The organism is Noviherbaspirillum sp., assembly GCF_035944575.1.
GTDB lineage: Bacteria > Pseudomonadota > Gammaproteobacteria > Burkholderiales > Burkholderiaceae_D > Noviherbaspirillum.
Genome location: NZ_DASZBA010000112.1, coordinates 1 through 5246, shown reverse-complemented (window position 1 = coordinate 5246; position 5246 = coordinate 1). Strand labels below are relative to the sequence as shown.

Sequence of the window (5246 nt, the reverse complement as noted above, 5' to 3'; positions counted from 1 at the left end):
CGAGCGCGAACTCTTCCTGTCGCTCATGAATACGCCGGAATCCCGCGCGCTGCGGCATGCCTTCATGGGCGAGCGCGCGGCTGCCAAGATTCCTGATGTTCCTGCCGATACGCCGGTGCGCAGTATCGCCAAAGTGGCGGTGATCGGGGCAGGCACCATGGGCGGCGGTATCGCGATGAACTTCCTGAATGCGGGCATACCGGTCGTCTTGCTGGAGATGAAGCAGGAAGCGCTCGACAGGGGCGTCGCGACGATCCGCAAAAACTACGAGAATTCGCTGAAGAAGGGCAAGCTGACTGCAGACAAGCTCGATGGACGCATGGCGCTGCTGACGACCAGCCTGTCCTATGACGACATCGCCGATTCCGATCTGGTGATCGAGGCGGTATTCGAAGACATGGGCGTCAAGGAACAGGTATTTGGCAAGCTCGACCAGGTGATGAAGCAAGGCGCTATTCTTGCCAGCAATACCTCCACGCTCGACATGAACCGGATCGCGGGTTTCACCAAACGTCCGCACGACGTGGTCGGCCTGCATTTTTTCAGCCCCGCGAATGTAATGCGTTTGCTGGAAGTGGTGCGCGCCGAGCATACGGCAAAAGACGTCCTGGCGACCGTGATGCAACTGGCGAAAAAAATCAAGAAGGTGGCGGTTGTCTCCGGTGTGTGCGACGGGTTCATCGGCAATCGCATGCTGAAGTACTACCGCGCGCAGGCCTTCGAATTGCTGGAAGAGGGCGCTTCGCCGCAGCAGATCGACCGTGCATTGGAAAAATGGGGCATGGCGATGGGGCCCTTCCGCATGGGCGATCTTGCCGGCCTGGATATCGGCTGGTCCATCCGCAAGCGGCTGTACGAGGAAAACCCGAACATGAAGCGTTCGGTGATCGCCGACCGCTTGTGCGAGATGGGCCGCTTCGGACAGAAGACCGGCGCCGGCTGGTACCGGTACGAGGCTGGCAAGCGCGATGCGCTGCCCGATCCGGTCGTGGATGAAATCATTGCCGCCGGACGCAAGGAGGCCGGCATCACCCCACGCAAGGTTAGCGACGAGGAAATCATCGAACGCTGCATTTACGCCCTGGTGAATGAAGGCGCGCGCATCCTGGAAGAGGGGATCGCGGCTCGCGCTTCGGATATCGACATGGTCTACCTTAGCGGATACGGTTTCCCGGCCCATCGCGGCGGACCGATGCTGCATGCGGAGATCGTCGGCCTGCCGAATGTGGTGGCAAAAATGCGCAGCTTCGCCTCGCAACCGGGCGGCGACGCCGCATTCTGGCAGCCAGCGCAGTCGCTCGTCAGACTCGCGGATGCTGGCGAAACATTTCACTAAAACGTCGCCGGCCCGCCGGCTAATCAGACCTTTTTCCTCTCCTGCGGGAGAGGGACCGACATGAATACCCGAGGACACTACATGCACGACGCAGTTATCGTCTCCACCGCCCGCACCGGCTTGGCCAAATCCTGGAAAGGCGCCTTCAACATGACTTACGGCGCCACTCTCGGCGCACATGCGGTGCGTGCCGCCGTTGAACGCGCCGGCATCGATCCGGCCGAAGTCGAAGATGTATTGATGGGCGGCTCGCTCTCCGAAGGCACTACCGGGGGCAACGTCGCGCGCCAGATCGCGCTGCGCGCCGGGCTGCCGGTGACAACGGCCGGCGCTACTGTCAACCGCTTTTGCTCGTCCGGCTTGCAGACGATCGCCATGGCCGCACAAAGGGTGATGGTCGAACACGTGCCGGTCATGGTCGCCGGCGGCGTCGAATCGATCTCCTGCGTGCAGAACGAAACCAATCGCCATATGCGCCAGGATCCATGGCTGATCGAAAATAAGCCCGAGATTTACTGGAGCATGCTGCAGACCGCCGAACAGGTGGCCAAGCGCTACAACATCTCCAAGGAACGGCAGGACGAATATGGCGTACGCAGCCAGCAGCGTGCGGCCGCCGCGCAGGCAGCGGGAAAGTTCAATGATGAAATCGTGCCGATGACCACGGTCATGGGCGTCGTCGACAAGGAGAGCGGACGCATCATGCGGCGCGAAGTAACCATCTCCGCCGACGAAGGCATCCGTCCCGACACGACGATCGAAGCGGTTTCGAAGATTCGGTCGGCCTTGCCCGGCGGCGTCATTACGGCCGGAAACGCGAGCCAGTTTTCGGATGGCGCGTCCGCATGCGTGGTCATGAGTTCACGGCTGGCCGAACGGCGCGGCATCCAGCCGCTGGGTATTTTCCGCGGCTTTGCCGTCGCGGGATGTGAACCCGATGAGATGGGCATCGGGCCGGTGTACGCCATTCCGCGCCTGCTTGAACGCAACGGTTTGAAAATGGACGATATCGGTCTGTGGGAACTGAATGAAGCGTTTGCATGCCAGGTGCTGTATTGCCGCGACAAGCTCGGCATCCCGGATGAGCTGCTTAACGTGAACGGCGGCGCGATCGCGGTCGGCCATCCTTATGGCGTATCCGGCTCCCGGCTCACCGGACATGCTTTGATCGAAGGCAAGCGGCGCGGTGCCAAGTATGTCGTGGTGACGATGTGCGTAGGCGGCGGCCAGGGCGCGGCAGGATTGTTCGAAGTCTGCTGATTGATGATGTTCCGGCGCGCCCCGGCGGGACCGCGCCCAACTACGGAAAGCGAGTGTTTCAGATGAGCGTCAAGGAACTTTTCAAACTCGACGGCAAGATCGCATTGATTACCGGCGGGTCCCGTGGCCTCGGGCTTCAGATGGCGGAAGCGCTGGGTGAAATGGGATGCAAGGTGGCAATTACCGCGCGCAAGGCGGATGAGCTTGTCGAAGCGAAAGCCCACCTTGAAAAAATGGGCGTCGAGGTGCTGACCATTGTCAACGACCTGTCGAAGACTGACCAGATCCCCGGCATGGTTGATGAAGTCCTGCAGCGTTTCGGAACCATCGACATCCTCGTGAACAACGCCGGCGCGACATGGGGTGCGCCCGCCGAAGAGTATCCGGACGAAGCGTGGCGCAAGGTCATGAGCCTGAACGTGGATGCGGTTTTCTTCCTGTCGCGCGAAGTGGCGCGTCGCTGCATGATTCCGAAGAAGTTCGGCAAGATCATCAACATCGCGTCGGTCGCCGGATTGCGCGGCAGTGCCGTCAATGTCAGCACGATCGCCTACCACACGTCCAAGGGCGCAGCGGTGAACTTCACCCGCTCCCTGGCGTCGGAATGGGGCAAGTACAACATTAATGTCAACGCGATCTGCCCGGGATTCTTCCCGTCAAAGATGTCGGCAGGCTTGCTGGAAAAGGTTGCGGAGGGCGTGATCGCCCGCGCTCCGTTGCATCGGATCGGCGGCGATGAGGATCTGAAGGGCGCGGTGGTGTTCCTGGCCTCCGAAGCGTCGCGGCACATCACCGGACAAAGTATCGCGGTGGATGGGGGAATCAGCGCCGTATAAATCTACTGACTTCCGCTCCTTCCCCTTGCAGGAGGAAGGTTGGGATAGCGATGGTGAGGCCGAGTAATCGCGTGCGCAAACTCAACCTCGCCACCCTCCCTGACCCACCCCGGCAACAGGGAAGGGACCGCCCGAAAATATTCAAAGTTAAGATCATGAGCCAAGACCCCCAGGAACGCTTCGCCGGCACCCGCCCCGTCGCACCCCAGCACGCGTTTGATATTCCTAAACTCGCCGCCTTCATGCGCGCCAACGTCGATGACTTCAGCGGCGACCTGCAGGTGGAGCAATTCAAGGGCGGACAGTCCAATCCGACCTTCCTGCTCACGGCAGGCGGCAAGCAGTACGTCATGCGCCGCAAGCCGCCCGGCACGCTGCTTCCGTCGGCTCACGCGGTCGATCGTGAATACCGCGTCATCTCCGCGCTTGCGGCAACCGACGTCCCGGTTGCGAAGTCCTACGCACTGTGCGAAGACGACGCCGTGATCGGCAGCGCGTTCTATATCATGGATTACGTCCAGGGCCGCATTTTGTGGAATTCTGCCTTGCCCGGTTTTGAGCCGGCCGAGCGCGCTGCCCTGTTCGCCGAGATGAACAGGGTGATAGCCGCTTTGCATAGCGTGGACTATGAGGCGGTCGGCCTTGGAACCTACGGCAAGCCGGGAAATTACCTGGAGCGCCAGGTTGCCCGCTGGACCAAACAATATCGCGCCTCGGAAACCGAGCGCATCGAGGCGGTCGAGAATCTGATCGACTGGCTGCCGCAGAACATCCCGGCAGCGGACGAGACCCGCATCGTGCACGGCGACTACCGGATCGACAACGTAATATTCCACCCGACCGAACCGCGCATTCTCGCGGTGCTGGACTGGGAACTGTCGACGCTGGGCCACCCGCTGGCCGACTTCGCCTACCACTGCATGACCTGGCGCATGCATCCCGGCCAGTCGCGCGGCATGGCCGGCTTGCCGTTCACCGAACTCGGCATCCCGACCGAGGACGAATACATCGCCACATACTGCAAGCGCACCGGCCGCGACGGCATTCCGAAAGGCGACTGGGAGTACTACATGGTGTTCAACATGTTCCGCCTCGTCGGCATTTTGCAGGGCATCGCCAAGCGCGCGCAGCTCGGCAACGCATCCAGTGCCGACGCCGTTGAGACCGGCAAGCGTGCCCGTCCGCTTGCCGAGCTGGCCTGGCAGTACGCAGAACGCATCCGTTCCAATTCCTAACCGAAAGACAAACATGACATTCGCTTATTCCGACAAGGTCAAGGACCTGCAAAAACGCGTTACCGCTTTCATGGACGAACATGTCTACCCGGCGGAAGCCGTGTTCGCTGCCGAGATGGACGCTGCCCGCAAGGCCGGCAACCCTTGGCAGGCAACCAAGATCGTGGAGGAACTGAAACAGAAAGCCCGCGCCGCGGGCTTGTGGAACCTGTTCCTGCCCGAGTCCGAACTCGGCGCGGGCCTGACCAATCTCGAGTACGCGCCGCTGTGCGAGATCATGGGACGCTCGACCATCGGTCCGGAATCGTTCAACTGTTCCGCGCCGGATACCGGCAACATGGAAACCATCGTCCGCTACGGATCGGAAGCGCATAAGGAACAATGGCTGAAGCCGCTGCTGGCAGGCGAGATCCGCTCCGGCTTCGCGATGACCGAACCGGACGTGGCATCCTCGGATGCCACCAACATCCAGGCTCGGATCGAGCGGGACGGCGACCACTACGTCATCAACGGCCAGAAATGGTGGACCTCCGGCGCGAACGATCCGCGCTGCAAGATCCTGATCTTCATGGGCAAGAC

General features: G+C 61.3%; 5 protein-coding genes. All 5 read left to right on the top strand.

Annotated features, from left to right (window positions below; genetic code table 11):
* Window positions 1-1336: 3-hydroxyacyl-CoA dehydrogenase (locus tag VGU61_RS07205; protein ID WP_326858429.1), on the top strand; the 1336-nt coding region annotated here is incomplete at its 5' end.
* Between the two features lie 81 nt (window positions 1337-1417).
* Window positions 1418-2596: an acetyl-CoA C-acyltransferase gene (locus VGU61_RS07200; protein WP_326858431.1), complete on the top strand. Its 1179-nt coding sequence runs from the start codon at window positions 1418-1420 to the stop codon at window positions 2594-2596.
* A gap of 62 nt (window positions 2597-2658) precedes the next feature.
* Entirely contained in the window at window positions 2659-3432 is a 774-nt protein-coding gene (locus VGU61_RS07195; RefSeq protein WP_326858430.1) for an SDR family oxidoreductase, read from the top strand.
* Window positions 3433-3587: 155 nt separating this feature from the next.
* Window positions 3588-4667 (top strand): phosphotransferase, encoded by a 1080-nt coding sequence (locus VGU61_RS07190; RefSeq protein ID WP_326858428.1) that lies wholly within the window; start codon window positions 3588-3590, stop codon window positions 4665-4667.
* A 13-nt stretch (window positions 4668-4680) separates the two neighbouring features.
* On the top strand, window positions 4681-5246 hold a 566-nt coding region (locus tag VGU61_RS07185; RefSeq protein ID WP_326858427.1), incomplete at its 3' end, for an acyl-CoA dehydrogenase family protein.